At 66.2% G+C, this 14498-nt stretch carries 14 protein-coding genes; 8 read left to right on the top strand and 6 right to left on the bottom strand.

The features are described 5' to 3' along the window. The first annotated feature begins 8 nt into the window (after positions 1–8). Positions 9–1874 (top strand): dynamin family protein, encoded by a 1866-nt coding sequence (locus ACIBG0_RS08695; RefSeq protein ID WP_397030645.1) that lies wholly within the window; start codon positions 9–11, stop codon positions 1872–1874. Next, positions 1871–3433 carry a dynamin family protein gene (locus ACIBG0_RS08690; RefSeq protein WP_397030643.1) on the top strand — a complete coding sequence of 521 codons (1563 nt, stop codon included), beginning with the start codon at positions 1871–1873 and terminating at the stop codon, positions 3431–3433. Before ACIBG0_RS08695 ends, ACIBG0_RS08690 begins: the two co-directional genes overlap by 4 nt. 110 nt (positions 3434–3543) lie before the next feature. On the opposite strand, the gene ACIBG0_RS08685 is transcribed toward ACIBG0_RS08690, so the two are convergent. Beyond that, positions 3544–4089: a TetR/AcrR family transcriptional regulator gene (locus ACIBG0_RS08685; RefSeq protein ID WP_397031191.1), complete on the bottom strand. Its 546-nt coding sequence runs from the start codon at positions 4087–4089 to the stop codon at positions 3544–3546. 23 nt (positions 4090–4112) lie between these two features. On the opposite strand from ACIBG0_RS08685, the gene ACIBG0_RS08680 reads away from it, so the two are divergent. Next, on the top strand, positions 4113–4298 hold the full coding sequence (locus tag ACIBG0_RS08680) for a hypothetical protein (protein WP_397030642.1): 186 nt from the start codon (positions 4113–4115) through the stop codon (positions 4296–4298). A gap of 60 nt (positions 4299–4358) precedes the next feature. Continuing rightward, on the top strand, positions 4359–5000 hold the full coding sequence (locus ACIBG0_RS08675; RefSeq protein ID WP_397030640.1) for an endonuclease: 642 nt from the start codon (positions 4359–4361) through the stop codon (positions 4998–5000). A gap of 3 nt (positions 5001–5003) precedes the next feature. On the opposite strand, the gene ACIBG0_RS08670 is transcribed toward ACIBG0_RS08675, so the two are convergent. Beyond that, positions 5004–5276, bottom strand: coding sequence for a helix-turn-helix domain-containing protein (locus ACIBG0_RS08670; RefSeq protein ID WP_397030638.1), 273 nt, complete (start codon positions 5274–5276; stop codon positions 5004–5006). Positions 5277–5342: 66 nt separating this feature from the next. On the opposite strand from ACIBG0_RS08670, the gene ACIBG0_RS08665 reads away from it, so the two are divergent. After that, positions 5343–5957: an NUDIX domain-containing protein gene (locus tag ACIBG0_RS08665; RefSeq protein ID WP_397030636.1), complete on the top strand. Its 615-nt coding sequence runs from the start codon at positions 5343–5345 to the stop codon at positions 5955–5957. Positions 5958–5960: 3 nt separating this feature from the next. On the opposite strand, the gene ACIBG0_RS08660 is transcribed toward ACIBG0_RS08665, so the two are convergent. The 3 genes from ACIBG0_RS08660 to ACIBG0_RS08650 form a co-directional block, all read right to left on the bottom strand. After that, the gene (locus tag ACIBG0_RS08660; RefSeq protein ID WP_397030635.1) at positions 5961–7121 is read right to left on the bottom strand and encodes a zinc-binding dehydrogenase; all 1161 of its coding nucleotides are present in this window, start codon (positions 7119–7121) and stop codon (positions 5961–5963) included. A 178-nt stretch (positions 7122–7299) separates the two neighbouring features. After that, positions 7300–7596: a hypothetical protein gene (locus ACIBG0_RS08655; protein WP_397030634.1), complete on the bottom strand. Its 297-nt coding sequence runs from the start codon at positions 7594–7596 to the stop codon at positions 7300–7302. A 1-nt stretch (position 7597) separates the two neighbouring features. Continuing rightward, complete coding sequence (locus ACIBG0_RS08650; RefSeq protein ID WP_397030633.1) at positions 7598–9307, bottom strand: MFS transporter; 1710 nt, start codon at positions 9305–9307, stop codon at positions 7598–7600. Between the two features lie 116 nt (positions 9308–9423). On the opposite strand from ACIBG0_RS08650, the gene ACIBG0_RS08645 reads away from it, so the two are divergent. Continuing rightward, positions 9424–9909: a MarR family winged helix-turn-helix transcriptional regulator gene (locus tag ACIBG0_RS08645; RefSeq protein WP_397030632.1), complete on the top strand. Its 486-nt coding sequence runs from the start codon at positions 9424–9426 to the stop codon at positions 9907–9909. A 2-nt stretch (positions 9910–9911) separates the two neighbouring features. Here the strand turns inward: ACIBG0_RS08645 and ACIBG0_RS08640 are convergent, their stop codons facing one another. After that, a complete protein-coding gene (locus tag ACIBG0_RS08640; protein ID WP_397030630.1) occupies positions 9912–11558 on the bottom strand; it encodes an FAD-binding oxidoreductase in 1647 nt (548 codons plus the stop codon). Positions 11559–11996: 438 nt separating this feature from the next. Between ACIBG0_RS08640 and dnaK the strand changes: the two genes are divergently transcribed. After that, complete coding sequence (dnaK, locus tag ACIBG0_RS08635; protein WP_397030629.1) at positions 11997–13844, top strand: molecular chaperone DnaK; 1848 nt, start codon at positions 11997–11999, stop codon at positions 13842–13844. Beyond that, on the top strand, positions 13841–14494 hold the full coding sequence (gene grpE / locus ACIBG0_RS08630) for a nucleotide exchange factor GrpE (protein WP_397030628.1): 654 nt from the start codon (positions 13841–13843) through the stop codon (positions 14492–14494). Before dnaK ends, grpE begins: the two co-directional genes overlap by 4 nt. The last annotated feature ends 4 nt before the right edge of the window (positions 14495–14498 follow it).

Here is a 14498-nt window from a genome sequence, read left to right as displayed (position 1 = left end):
GAGGTTCGATGGGGACACCGGCAGTGAATGCTCAACCGCCCGCGGTACCGCTGCTGACGGTATTGGGTGAAACCATCGCCGCGGCGCGCGCCGCGGGTCGCAATGATCTGGTCGGTCGCCTGGAAATGGCGGCCGACCGGGTCCGCGATCCGCGGCGGCGCATCGTCATCGTCGGACACCTCGGTCAAGGCAAGAGCTGTTTCGTCAATGCCCTGTTGAATCTGGAGATCTGTCCGGTCGGCGATGACGCGACCACCGCGGTACCCACCTTGCTCTCCCACAGTCCAGAACCGTATGCCGAACTGGTGCTGGCCGGGCCGAGTGGAACCGAGGAGGCGCGAGTTCCGGTGCCGGTCGATGAGATCGGCATGATCACCGTTCATACTCCGCAGGCCCACGGCCGCCGGGTGCAGCGCATCGACGTCCAACTCCCGAATCCGCTGCTCGCCGACGGCATCGTCCTGGTGGACACCCCCGGCGTCGGCGGCCACGGAAGTGGCTATGCGGCAGGCGTACTCGGCCTGGTCGCGACCGCTGACGCGGTCCTGGTGCTTTCGGATGCCTCCACCGAACTCACCGAGCCGGAACTGGCCTTTCTCCGGCAGGTCCGCGAACTGTGCCCGACCACCGCACTGCTGCTCACCAAGATCGATCTGTATCCGCATTGGCGTCAAGTGCATGAGGCCGATCAAGGGCATTTGAGCCGAGCGCGAGTCGAGGTGCCGATCATCCCGGTTTCCGCGGTACTGCGCAGGCACGCGATGCTGCTGCAGGACCAGCAACTCGGTGTCGAATCGGGCTTCGGTGTGTTGTATCAGTTCCTCCGTGAACAGGTGGTCGCGCGCGACCAGGCCGCGACGCTGGTCGCGGTCGCGCATGACATCCAGTCGGCGGCAGAGCATTTGGCCCTCGCGCTCGGCAGTGAACTGGTCGCGCTGCGCGATCCCCGCCAGGGCGCGATGGCGGTGCGCGAGCTGCAGTTGGCGAAGACCAGCGCCGAGGATCTGCACCGGCGCACCTCGGCCTGGCAGCTGACGCTCTCCGACGGCATCACTGATCTGGCCGGCGATGTCGATCACGATCTGCGTGAGCGCCTGCGCGAGATCGCCAGAACGGGTGAGGAATGGATCGATAAACATGATCCGGGCCGCCATTGGGACCGGATTGCCGAATGGCTCACCGGCGATATCGACACCGCGCTCGGCGACAATCTGTTGTGGACGCATACCCGCGCCGTGGAACTCGCCGAGCGGGTCGCCGAGCACTTCACCGAACTCGGCATGGTCGAGCTGCCCGATGTCAGCTCCGGCCTGCACACCGGGGACAGCCGCGCCGGTGGGGGTACCCTCGCCGATCTGGAGCCCGATATCAGCTTCGGCAGCAAAATCCTGGTTGGCATGCGCGGCTCGTACGGCGGTGTGTTGATGGTCGGGCTCGCGACCACCTTCGCGGGGCTCGCGATGCTGAACCCGATCTCCATCGGCGCCGGTGTCCTGGTGGGCGGCAAGGCATTCCGCGATGACAAGCAGGCCAGGCTGGCCCGGCGCCGCAATGAGGCCAAGGTCGCCATCCGGCGTTTCATCGATGACGTCGCGTTCCAGGCGGGCAAGGAATCCAAGGACCGACTGCATCGCATCCATCGGGCTTTGCGCGATCATTACACCGGCGTCGCCGAACGCAGCCTGCGCTCCATCGACGATTCGCTGCGGGCCGCGCAGGAGGCGGCGAATATGGAAACGGCCCGCGGGACCGAGCGCTGTGCGGTGCTCGATCGGCAGCTGCACATGGTCGCCGAGCTGCGACGCTATGCCGATGCTATGCAACCTGCCATCGCCGCGCCGCGGAAAGGGGCCGCCGGTACGGTAACCCCGTGAGAAGAGACGTGACCCGGCATGATGTTCGGCGCTCGCCCGGCATTGTCGCCGAGGCGCATCAGCTGGTCGCCGCGGCCAGACAGGCATTTCCCCGCGAGCCGCGACCGCGTGCGCTGCTGGCCGACTGTGCCCGCCGCCTGGATCAACCGCTGCGGGTGGCGCTGGCGGGTTCGCTGAAGGCGGGCAAGTCGACCCTGCTCAACTCACTGGTCGGTCAGGACATCGCTCCGACCGACGCGACCGAATGCACGCGCGTGGTCACCTGGTACCGCAACGGCTCGACCCCGAGCGTGACGGCTTATGCACCGGACGGCTCGACGGCGAATGTGGTGGTGCGCCGCGGCAGCGGGACGCACGGGCTCACCTTCGATCTGGAGCGACTGAACTGGAATGCGCCGGGACCGCGCGAGGTCGACCATCTCGAGGTCGAGTGGCCCGCCGCCGCGCTGGCGAACACCACCATCATCGACACTCCGGGGACATCGTCGCTGTCGCGGGAGGTGTCACTGCGCACCGCGCGACTGCTCACCCCCGGTGATGCCGACGGCGAGCGCGGCGCGGCGGCCGTATCGATTCCGGGCGCGGACGCCGTGGTCTATCTGCTGCGTCGCCTCGATGATGCCGATGTCCGTTTCCTCGAACAGGTCGGTGCCGGAACCGCCGGTGCGCAGGGCATTTCGGGTCCGCTGGGCGTTATCGGTGTGGTTTCGCGTGCCGACGAGATCGGCGCGGGGCGGATCGATGCGCTGCACTCCGCCCGCGATGTCGCGACACGTTTCGCTGCCGAGTTGGAGCGAACGGGACTGTGTCAGGCGGTAATTCCGGTCGCCGGTCTGCTCGCATTCGCCGCGGCGACGCTGCGTCAGCAGGAATTCACCGCCTTCGAGGCGCTGGCCCGGGTCCCGGTCGAGGAGTTGAGCGCCGCTTTGCTCTCGGCAGATCGTTTCGCGCGCGCTGATATTCCACTCCCGGTACCGCCCGAACTCCGCGCCCAGCTCGCGGCACGTTTCGGCCTCTTCGGAATTCGTATGGCGGTCACACTGATCCGCCTCGGCGTGCGCGACTCCGCCGCGCTGGCAGCGGAATTGACCAATCGCAGCGGCGTGGACGAACTCCGCTCGGTCCTCGACGTCCAATTCGGCCAGCGCGCCGATCAACTCAAGGCTCACTCGGCCCTCACCGCGCTGGCGCGAGTGCTCACCGCATACCCCGGCACCCCCGCCGACCAGCTGCTTCCCAGAGTTCGCACCCTGCTCGCCGACGTGCACGGTTTCGCCGAACTCCGTCTGCTCGGTCGCCTACGCACCGATGAATTGGCCTTGCCCGCAGCGGATCTCGCCGAACTACACCGCCTGATCGGCGGCTCCGGCGTCGCGCCGCATCTGCGACTCGGCCTGCCCTTCGGCACCGATCCCGCCATCCAGCGCTCCGAGGCCATGGCCGCCGTGCGCAAATGGCGAGCCCGTGCCCGCCACCCCTTGGCCGACCAGTTCACGACAACCGCCTGCCTCACCGCGGCTCGCAGCGCCGAAGGAACTTTGAGCCTGCTGCCGGAATAGTCCCGCACCGAGCTGAGTTGAATGGCGGTTCGGTTCATCGAGGCGGCGGCCCGGGGATGTCGGTGCCCGACCACAGGACCTACTGCAACCTGTAGGTGGTGGTGGGCTGGTCAGCTGGTGATTCGGCGTAAAGCGGCTGCCAGGTCCTTTCCTGACGGCGCGTGGTCCGGATCGATCAGCACCTGGGCGGCAAGTCCCGTCAGTAGCGCCTGGTAAAAGGACCCGATGGTGCGCCCACCTCTGGTGTCGGATTCATCGATGCCCTCGAAGAGCCGGGCCAACCCACGGGAAGCTTCGTCGAGACTTGCCGCCAACTGTTCGCGGGTCGCCTCGTCCTGACCCGATTGGGCGAGGATGTCGAAGGTCGCCGACCAGAGTCCGCGATGGTCCGCGATCGAGTCGAGCACTGCGGTCCAGTTCGCTTCGAAACGTTGCAGCGCAGTCGAATTCGGTGGGGCGGCCGCACTCAGTGTCCGTTCGAGCTCATCGCCCCACTCCCGATTCGCTTCGGCCAGTGCCGCATTGAGCAGCGCCTCCTTGGAGCCGAAGTGGTAGCCGGTGGCGGCCATGCTGACCCCGCCCGCGGCATTCGAAATATCCCGCACGGTGGTGCGCGTATAGCCCTTCTCGAACAGGCAGCGGCGCGCGCCCGCCAGTAGATCCTCGCGATTTCCTGCCGATGGTGCGGGCCTGCCAGAACTTCGCCGAGGGCGTCGGCAAATGGTATGCGCCGCCGAGCAATTCGATGATCCGCATGCGCAATCTCAATGTCCGCCTGCTGCCGTATCTGCCGTGGCGGGGGCTGATCGGCGGTGCGCCGCAGAAGGTTGCCCGCACAGTCGTCGCCAAGGATTACGCGGCGTAGCCCCGGTGTGGACCCGCGACCCGGGGGTACGCCCCGGATATCCGAACCCAGGAGCATGCGATGACTCAAAAAGATGTGGTGAACGCTTTGCTGGACCGGGCGGGCACGGGCTACGCGGCCGAGGCGGGTATCAAGTTGGCCGATAAACCCGCACCGCTATTCCAGTTGCTCATGCTCGCCGAACTGCTCAGCACCCGGATCTCCGCCGATATCGCCGTCGCGGCGACCAAGGAGCTGGTGAGCAGCGGATATCGCACGCCGAGCCGGGTCGCGGACGCCGACTGGCAAGAGCTCGTCGACGCTCTCGGCCGCGCCCATTACAAACGCTATGACGAGAGTACGGCGTCGCGCTTGGGCGTCACTGCGTCGCGCGTGCTGGACCGCTACGGCGGCGATCTGCGCAAACTGGCCGATGAAGCCGAGCACGACCCGTCCCGCGCCGCCGAACTGTTGCAACAGTTCAAGGGCATCGGCCCGACCGGCAGCGATATCTTCCTGAGGGAAGTCCAGGACGTATGGACCTGGGTTCGACCGCATTTCGACGAACGTGCGCTGCGCGGCGCCGAACGCGTCCGACTTCCGAAAGATCCGGACCGCTTGGCCGGTCTCGCGCCGGAAAACCACACCGCCGATCTGGCCGCGGCGCTGGTCCGGGTCACATTGGACCGCCAGATCGCCGATGAGGTACTCGCCGCCAGCTGAGGCTCAGGTGATCAGCACCTGCACCCGCAGTCCGGCCGCGGCGATCATATTGACCAGCGCGTCCAGGCTGAACAGCTGCGTTCGGCCGCCGAGCAGATCGGAGATCCGCGCGGCGGTGACGCCCAGGTGCTCGGCGGCGACCTCCGGGGACCAACCCTCGGCCGCGATCCGGTCGGTCAGTTCGAATATCAACTGCGACCGCAGCCGCATATTCTCGACGTCGCCGCGGATGTCATCGATCGCATCCCACACGATGTCGAAGATCTTCTCGGCCATGCTTAGCCCACCTTCTCGAGCTGTTCGAGGACGTATGTGCGCTGCTGGTGTACAAGTGGAGAGACCGTGCCCATCGTCGCAGCAGGGGCGGCCGAACGGCGGCAACTCCGCCGAACCCGCGTATTTCCGGACCCGGCGAAGGAAGGTCGTGAGGTGATGTCGGACCGCGACACGAAACCATTCGCCCAGGTGAGACTGGCCGCGGGAGCCTTATTCGTGCGCGGCGAGGAGGTGCTGCTTGTCCATCCGGTCGATCGGGACGGTTGGGACATTCCGGGCGGCATTGTCGCGCCTGGCGAATCACCGGCAGCGGCCTGTCGCCGTGCGATCCGCGAGGAACTCGGCCTGGACCGCCCGCCGTGCCGATTGCTCGTGCACGACTGGGCGCGCAAACCCGCGGGTGACAAAATCCGCTACATCTTCGACTGCGGTGAGCTCGGCGACGCCTCGGCCATCCAGCTGCGGGCGAGCGAACTCGACCGCTGGCAGTGGGTCCGCGTCGACACCGTGGACACCTTCGCCGGACCCGAGTCGTCCCGTCGCATCTGGCAGGCCTTCCGTGCCCGGATGGAGGGCCACGCCGCCTATCTCGAACACGGTGAACCCGCGCTCAGCTATCTGGACACCGCCGCGCCCTCGTGGCTCGACCGGCAGCCCGACCGCGACCGCCACCTCGGCTGAGCGTCAGGGCGTCGTCGCCGTACTGGCCGGGTCGATCAGGATCTTCGCGTGCTGTTCCGGATCGGCCAGCGCGGTGAACGCATTATCGATACCGTCGAGCCCGACGGTGCCGGTGATCAGGCGGGCAGGGTCGACCTTCCCGTCGGCGATCATATGCAGTGTGTCGCGGAATTCACCCGGGTCGTAGCCGAAGGCGAAGCGAAGTTCGATTTCCTTGTTGATCGCCATCGCCGGTTGGAATCGGTCGGTCTCCATGCATACGCCGACCACGACAACGCGCGAAAGCGGCGGCGCGGCCGTGAGGATCTGATCGATGATGCCCGGCACGCCAACGCATTCGAAGATCACCGGACCGGTCGGACCCGCATTGAGCGCATGCACCAGCCGGAAGACGTACCACCAGGGCAGATTCGGGATGCGCCGCAGCCGTTCCATGGTGTCGAAACCGAGGCTGAGAACGTCGGTGACACCTTTGATGCGCCCGCGCTGAGGTGCTGCCGCCCAGGGGGATTCGGTCGCGGCATCGACCACGATATCGGCTCCGCAACCGACGGCGAGTTCGCGGCGACGTGGCGAGAAATCACTGGCGACAACGGTGCGTACGCCCGCCGCCTTCAGCATGCTGATAACCGCCAAACCGATAGGTCCGCAGCCGATTACGAAAGCCGTCTGCCCCTTGCTTACCCGCCCCTTGCGCACCGCGTGCCAGGCGACGGCCATCGGTTCGGTGAGTGCGGCATGCTCGGCCGAGAGCCCGTTCGGGATCGGCATCGTCATCGATTCCTGCACCACCACCTGCTCGGCATATGCGCCGGGCGCGGCTGTCGAGAGCCCGGTCAGCTGCGGTGCGCCGTCGTGCCGCACGATCGGCAGTGCCACCACGGGTGTACCCGTGCGCCAGCGTTTGCGGCAGCCCGGCCCGTACTCGACTATCTCGCCACTGAATTCGTGTCCGAGCACCACACTCTGCTCCGCACGCATGAAGTGGTCGTATCCGGTGCGTGTGGCCAACTCGGCCATCTCATCGGCATGGGTACGGGCATGCAGATCGGACCCGCAGATGCCACACCGCGATACATTGATCAGCACCTGCCCATGCCCGGGCGTCGGTGTCGGCAACTCCTCCACCGAAAACTTGGTATTGGTGACGACGGCGGCCCTCATGATCGAACTCCCTCGGATCGGCGGCGCGCGGTGCTTCGGCGAAAGCCTGCTCTTGCGGCCACCCTACTGCCGTGTTCATCGGGCACAGCGGGAATCGCGGGTCTGGATCGGACAGTCGCGTCTGGCGAGGGCAAACTACGGCGGCTCCCGCGTGCATGCGGGAACCGCCGTCTCGGTATTACCGACGCTTCAGCGTCGGGATCACCACGTCGTTCAGATAGTCCTCGATGCCGCGGCCGCCGCGCTGGGCTTCGTGCACGATGACCTGTTGTGCGGCCGCCTTCCGCCGCAGTGCCGCACGCGAATCCGGTTCCACCCCACCACCGATGATCAGATCGGTGACTTCGCCGATATCGAGCACGCGTAGCGCCTCGGCATCGGCGATGGTCCCCACGGCAGCGAATCCGTTGGCCCGCAGGAGTTCGGCGGCGGTGTCCACGATGTCTTGTGCGCGTCCGATGGCAAGTACTTTCAACTCATACCCCCGTCGGTACCAGTTCCAGAGGATCGCCGATTTCGTGCTGCTCGAGCCGTGCGTCCTTGGGGAGCATGAGGAAGCCGAGGCACATGACGGCCAGCAGGCCGATGCCGTACCACAGTGTGTAGCGGAAGGTGTTGGCGAAATTCACCGCATTGGCCCGTTCGCCCGCATCGGTGAGCCCCCGTGCCACAGCGTAATCGGCCGCGTCGGAGCTCTGACAACTGTCCGGGATCGTGGTCGGGTCAACCTGAGCGGACCGATCGCGAACGCAGGCAAGAAAATTAGCGACTATCTGGTCCTGTGCCGGTTCCGGAAGGCCGATCGTCGAGAGTTCGGTGCGCACCTGCGGTGTGACCGCCTCGACCCCGCGCGCCGAATCATGATCCAGCTGACCGAAGAACACCACACCGACCAGCGCGACGCCGAGTGCGGTGCCGAGCTGCTGTCCGGTATTGAGTAGTCCGGACGCCGCCCCCGCCTCGCGCGCCGGCACCTGACCGAGCAGCAGGTCGATGGTCGGCGCGACCACAATGCCGAATCCGACACCGGTGATGATCAGCGGAATCACCATCTGCCACGACGTGATCGACGCACCGTAGTGTGCGGCCAGCCATCCGTACAGCGCGAATCCACCGGCATTCACCACACCACCGGTGACCAGCACTATGCGTCCGAACCGAGGCGCGAGCACGCTCACCGAAACCCCGGCCCCGATGCCCGCGCCGACCGCGAAGAAGACCGCCGTGAGCCCGGCCCGCATCGCCGACCAGCCCAGGCCACCCTGCATGAACAGCGTCCAGATCAGGAAGAACCCGCCGAGCCCGATCCAGAACAGCAGCCAACTCGCCAGGCCGACCGCGAACGGTCGGGACCGGAAAAGCTCCAGATCGATCAGCGGTGATCCGACGGTCCGCGCCCGCCGCCGCTCGAAGACGACGAATGCCCCGAAGACCGCTGCCGCGCTTGCCATCATGATGAAAGTCCACGCGGGCCAATCCAATCGGCGACCCTCGGTGAGCGGATAGGCCAGCAGGAGTACCGCGGATATCGCCAGCACCATGCCGATGGGATCCAGTCGCGGCGCGGCTGCCGAGCGCGAATCTCGCATAACGATGGTCGCGGCGATGAGTGCCGCGATCCCGACCGGCACATTGACCAGGAAGATCGGCCGCCAGTCCAGATCGAACAGATTCCATTGCACCAGCAGTCCGCCGAGTGACAGTCCCACCGCCGAAGCGGAGCCGCCGACACCGCTGTAGATCGCGATGGCCTTGGCGCGCTCTTGCTGCGGGAAGGTGGCCCGGATGATGGCGAGGATCTGCGGCACCATCAGCGCCGCCATCGCGCCCTGGATGAACCGTGAGGTGATCAGCATGGTCGGATCGGCGCTGACGCCGCACGCTGCCGAGGCCAGCGTGAATCCGGTCATGCCGATCAGGAAGATCCGCTTGCGGCCGTAGATGTCGCCGAGGCGGCCGCCGGTGATGAGCACTGCGGCGAAGGCGAGCACATAGGCCGCGATGATCCATTCGATCTGCGAATACTGGGCCCCCAGATCAGTCTGAATGCTCGGGACCGCGACATTGACGATGGTGACGTCGAGCAGATCCATGAAGCCCGCGGCGAGTACGACCGCGAAGGCGATCCAGCGGCGGGGGTCGAGTTGTAGGGGCGCGTCCGCGCCGGGGGAGATGTCGGTATCCACGAGGAGGCTCTTTTCGAATCGGTGGAGTAGGACGACCCCTCAAACTATGCACATGAAGTGATTATCAATCAAGTGTGCAATCACTAATAGTGCATTGACCGGGGTATGCTCGGTGCGTGACCGATCCGACCTTCGTGCCGCTGTCCGAGCACCCCGCGTTCCTTTTCGGCCAACTCGGATTCCACGTCGCTCAGCGCTTCGCCGACCTGCTCGCGCCGCTGGGCATCAGCCCACGTCACTACGGCACGCTGCGGATATTGCGTGCCAACGACGGCCAATCGCAGCAGCAGTTGTGCGAGGCGCAGCGGATCCATCGCAATGTGATGGTCGGGCTGGTAGACGAACTGGAGAAGCGTGGACTCGTCGAGCGGCGCAAACATCCGAAGGACCGGCGCGCGCACGCCGTCTATCTACTTCCGGCGGCGCACGAGCTGCTCATCCAGGCCGAGGAGCTCGTGACCGGATTGAATGCGGATATCACGGCCGCGCTCGATCCCGACGAGCGCGCCACCCTGGTCGACCTACTACAGCGCACCGCGGCGGCGAACGGACTGATCCCTGGCATCCATCCGGGTTTGGCCCGCCCGGCGGATAAGTGCTGAGTTCAGATCAGCACGCCAGGATTGAGGATTCCGGCCGGATCCAGCGCGGATTTGGCGGCCCGCAGCGCGTTCGCGAACGGGTCGGGGCGCTGGCGGTCGTACCAAGTTCGGTGGTCTCGGCCCACCGCGTGATGGTGCGTGATGGTCCCGCCCGCGGTTGAGAGCGCCTCGGAGACAGCGGCTTTGATGTCATCCCACTGCGCGAGCGTACTGCCCCAGCGACCGGCGGCGTAGATGCCGAAATAGGGTGCCGGACCGTCCGGATATACATGGGTGAAGCGGCAGGTCACCACGCCCGTGGCACCGACTGATCGGATGGCCGCGTTCGCGGCCTCGGTCACCGTTGCCTTCAGATTGTCGAATTTGTCCCAGGTGCAGGCGGTTTCGAAGGTTTCGGTGATCATCGACTGGGCGGCGAGGGCATCGCGTTGATAAGGCATCCGCAGAAAGGACGAACGCCAGGTGTCGCCCGCGCCCGAACCGCCTTGGTGCTCATTGGACTCGGTGTAGCGCGCGGGTTCGGGAAGGGTGCCGCCGTGGTCGGCGACCAGCTCGAGCGCGCGTTCCAGCCAGGTGCGTGTCGGGTGATCGGCGGATTCGAATCCGAGTACCAGCACACCGCCGTTCGTCGCGGCACCGGCATTGAGAAATGCCTCGGCCGGATCGAGCAGTCGGCAGTTGGTCGGGTAAAGGCCGGACTGCGCGATGGCCCTGGTCGCGGCGACCGCTTGGGTGTAGTCGTCGAAGTGCGCGGAAGCCGTTGCGCGCCAACGCGGTCGGTCCTGTAAGCGCATCCACGCCTCGGTGATTACGCCGAGTGCGCCCTCGGACCCGAGGAACATCCGGTCCGGTGACGGCCCCGCCCCCGATCCGGGCAGCCGCATCGATTCGCTTGTACCCGTTGGCGTCACCACCCGCATCGACTCGACCAGGTCATCGATATGGGTGTACAGCGTCGCGAAATGTCCACCGGCCCTGGTGGCCAGCCAGCCACCGAGCGTCGAGAATTCGAACGACTGCGGAAAATGCCGCAGCGTCAGATTCGCACCGCGCAGTTGATCCTCCAGTGCGGGTCCGAGGACTCCGGCCTGAATTCGCGCCGCCCGGCTGGTGCGGTCGAGCTCGAGCACCCGATCGAGAAGACCGAGGTCCAGACTGATCGCCCCCGCGAATTCGTCTGCTCCGGCACCGGCAGTGCTCGGCCCGGCAGATGCGGCTCGACTGGGTAATCTCGGCTCGACCCCGCCCACCACGGAAGTGCCGCCACCGAACGGGATTACCGCGATATTCGCCCCGGCCGCCCAGTCGAGCACATCGACGATCGCGCTCTCCGTGCGCGGCCGAACGACCAGATCCGGCGCATTGCGCACCTCGCCGAGCAGATTGCGCACCACATCGCGAAATGCCTGACCGTGCGCATGCGCGGCTCGATCGGCCGGGTCCGCCGACACCGACTCGGCGAGCGAATCCGGCGCGGTCACTCGCGGTTCGGGAAGCCCGAGCGATTCGATCGAGGGCGGTTCGTGTGGTGTGAGATCGGCACCGGGCAGCATCGCCGCGACCCGCGCCGTAAGCGCCGCCCGCTCCGCGCCGACGACCGCGTCCTCGATATTCCCCCAGCCCCACCACGACCGCGTCTTCGTCGACACTTCCACTCCTCTCGGGGATCGGCACCGCCATCGCCGCCATCCTCGTGGACCGCCGGACGGACGGGCAACCTGCACGGGGCGGATCCAGCGACTGTCGATCAGAAGTGTCGACTGGCTCGCGCTCTCGGGCCTGACGAGAAATGGCGCCTCGTTCTCGCCGAATCGGGAATAGACCGCGTGGGCGGTCGGTTGAGCTGTTCGACAACGTTGAGTGTGTGCGGCTCAAGTTTCAGTTGACGCCCGGTGTCTAATGGGTGCAGGATTGAGCCGACCACGCTCAGCGTTGCTGGGACCGTGCTCCGTGAGGTGCTTGGGGCGAGGTCTCGCGGCAGTCGACTCGGTAGTCCCGAGCGGGATGTCGCAGAGCGGGTGGAGCACCCGAAAACCGCGAATACCCAGCACCAGCACAAGAAGTTACGTCAACTAGGAGGAACCACCATGGCTCGTGCGGTCGGAATCGACCTCGGGACCACGAACTCGGTCGTCGCCGTTCTCGAAGGCGGCGAGCCGGTCGTCGTCGCGAACTCTGAAGGATCGCGCACTACCCCATCGATCGTCGCGTTCGCCAAGAACGGAGAGGTTCTGACGGGCCAGCCCGCCAAGAACCAGGCGGTCACCAACGTCGACCGCACCATCCGCTCGGTCAAGCGCCACATCGGCACCGACTGGTCGGTGGCCATCGACGACAAGAAGTACACCGCGCAGGAGATCAGCGCGCGCGTGCTGATGAAGCTGAAGCGCGACGCCGAGGCCTACCTGGGCGAGGAGATCACCGACGCGGTCATCACCGTGCCCGCGTACTTCGAGGACTCACAGCGCCAGGCCACCAAGGAGGCCGGTCAGATCGCCGGTCTGAACGTGCTGCGCATCGTCAACGAGCCCACCGCGGCCGCACTCGCGTACGGCCTGGACAAGGGCGATAAGGAACAGACCATCCTGGTCTTCGACCTCGGTGGCGGCACCTTCGACGTCTCGCTGCTGGAAATCGGCGAGGGCGTCGTCGAGGTCCGTGCCACCTCCGGCGACAACCACCTCGGTGGTGACGACTGGGATGAGCGCGTTGTCAGCTGGCTGGTCGACAAGTTCAAGGCCAGCGCGGGCATCGACCTGACCAAGGACAAGATGGCCATGCAGCGCCTGCGTGAGGCGGCTGAGAAGGCCAAGATCGAGCTGAGCTCCTCGCAGAGCACTTCGATCAACCTGCCCTACATCACCGTGGACGCCGACAAGAACCCGCTGTTCCTCGACGAGCAGCTGACCCGCGCCGAATTCCAGAAGATCACCTCGGACCTGCTCGACCGCACCCGCGCGCCGTTCCAGTCCGTGATCAAGGACGCCGGTATCAATGTCGCCGATATCGACCACGTCGTGCTCGTGGGCGGCTCGACCCGTATGCCCGCCGTCTCGGACCTGGTCCGTGAGCTGACCGGCGGCAAGGAGCCCAACAAGGGCGTGAACCCGGACGAGGTCGTCGCGGTCGGCGCCGCGCTGCAGGCCGGTGTGCTCAAGGGTGAGGTCAAGGACGTCCTGCTGCTCGATGTCACCCCGCTGTCGCTGGGTATCGAGACCAAGGGCGGCGTGATGACCAAGCTCATCGAGCGCAACACCACCATCCCGACCAAGCGCTCGGAGACCTTCACCACCGCCGATGACAACCAGCCATCGGTACAGATCCAGGTGTTCCAGGGTGAGCGCGAGATCGCCTCGCACAACAAGCTGCTCGGCTCCTTCGAGCTGACCGGCATCCCGCCGGCCCCGCGTGGTGTGCCGCAGATCGAGGTCACCTTCGATATCGACGCCAACGGCATCGTGCACGTGACCGCGAAGGACAAGGGCACCGGCAAGGAGAACACGATCAAGATCCAGGACGGCTCCGGCCTGTCCAAGGAGGAGATCGACCGGATGGTCAAGGACGCCGAGGCGCACGCCGCCGAGGACAAGGCCCGCCGCGAGGAGGCCGAGACCCGCAACCAGGCCGAGTCGCTGGTGCACCAGACCGAGAAGTTCATCAAGGAGAACGAGGACAAGGTCCCCGCGGACGTCAAGACCAAGGTCGAGGCGGCCATCGCCGAGGCGAACGAGGCGCTCAAGGGCACCGATATCGCGGCCGTGAAGTCCGCGGTGGAGAAGCTCGCGACCGAATCGCAGGCGCTGGGTCAGGCGATCTACGAGGCATCTGCCGCCGAGCAGGCCGCGTCCGGCAACGGCGCGTCGAGCTCCGCGAGCGATGACCAGGTCGTGGATGCCGAGGTCGTGGACGAGCCGGTCGACACGGAGAAGAAGTGAGCGAGGGAAACTCCGAACAGGAGCCGATCACCTTCGTCGACAACCGCAAGATCGATCCGGAGACAGGAGAAATCCGGGAACCGGCGGCGGAACAATCCGCCGCCGGGCCCGGCCCGGAAGCCGGGAACGGCACCGAACCTGTCATCGGTTCCGATGCGGGCGCCGAGATCATGGCCGAGGCCATCACCAAGGAGCTGGCCGAGCGCACCGCCGATCTGCAGCGGCTCACCGCCGAATACGCCAACTACCGGCGTCGGGTCGAGCGGGACCGGCAGGCAACCATCGATTCCGCCAAGGCGGCCGTAGTCTCTGAATTGCTCGGCGTACTCGACGATCTCGATCGTGCGCGGGCGCACGGCGATCTCGATGCCGGACCGCTCAAGTCGGTCGCGGATAAGCTCGCCGACGCGCTGCACAAGCAGGGGCTGCAGGAATTCGGTGCGGAGGGTGAACCTTTCGACCCGACCCTGCACGAGGCCGTGCAGCACGAGGGCTCCGGCCACGACCCGGTGATAGGCGTTGTCATGCGCAAGGGCTATCGGTTCGGCGATCGAGTGCTTCGGCACGCGCTCGTCGGGGTAACCGATGGCGTGGCCGATCTGGTCGAAGAAGAGGCATCGGATGCTGATGCCAATGCGAACAACCAATAAGAAC

This window comes from Nocardia sp. NPDC050630 (genome assembly GCF_044457245.1).
GTDB lineage: Bacteria > Actinomycetota > Actinomycetes > Mycobacteriales > Mycobacteriaceae > Nocardia.
The sequence above is the reverse complement of the archived record's forward strand: the minus strand, read 5'-3'. Positions and strand labels throughout refer to the sequence as shown.

What these genes read in the sequence shown, in the direction of transcription:
- ACIBG0_RS08695 (WP_397030645.1), top strand. Translation starts at nt 9, where the DNA reads ATGGGGACACCGGCAGTGAATGCTCAACCGCCCGCGGTACCGCTGCTG.
- ACIBG0_RS08680 (WP_397030642.1), top strand. Translation starts at nt 4,113, where the DNA reads ATGGTGCGGGCCTGCCAGAACTTCGCCGAGGGCGTCGGCAAATGGTAT.
- ACIBG0_RS08675 (WP_397030640.1), top strand. Translation starts at nt 4,359, where the DNA reads ATGACTCAAAAAGATGTGGTGAACGCTTTGCTGGACCGGGCGGGCACG.
- ACIBG0_RS08670 (WP_397030638.1), bottom strand. Translation starts at nt 5,276, where the DNA reads ATGGCCGAGAAGATCTTCGACATCGTGTGGGATGCGATCGATGACATC.
- ACIBG0_RS08660 (WP_397030635.1), bottom strand. Translation starts at nt 7,121, where the DNA reads ATGAGGGCCGCCGTCGTCACCAATACCAAGTTTTCGGTGGAGGAGTTG.
- dnaK (WP_397030629.1), top strand. Translation starts at nt 11,997, where the DNA reads ATGGCTCGTGCGGTCGGAATCGACCTCGGGACCACGAACTCGGTCGTC.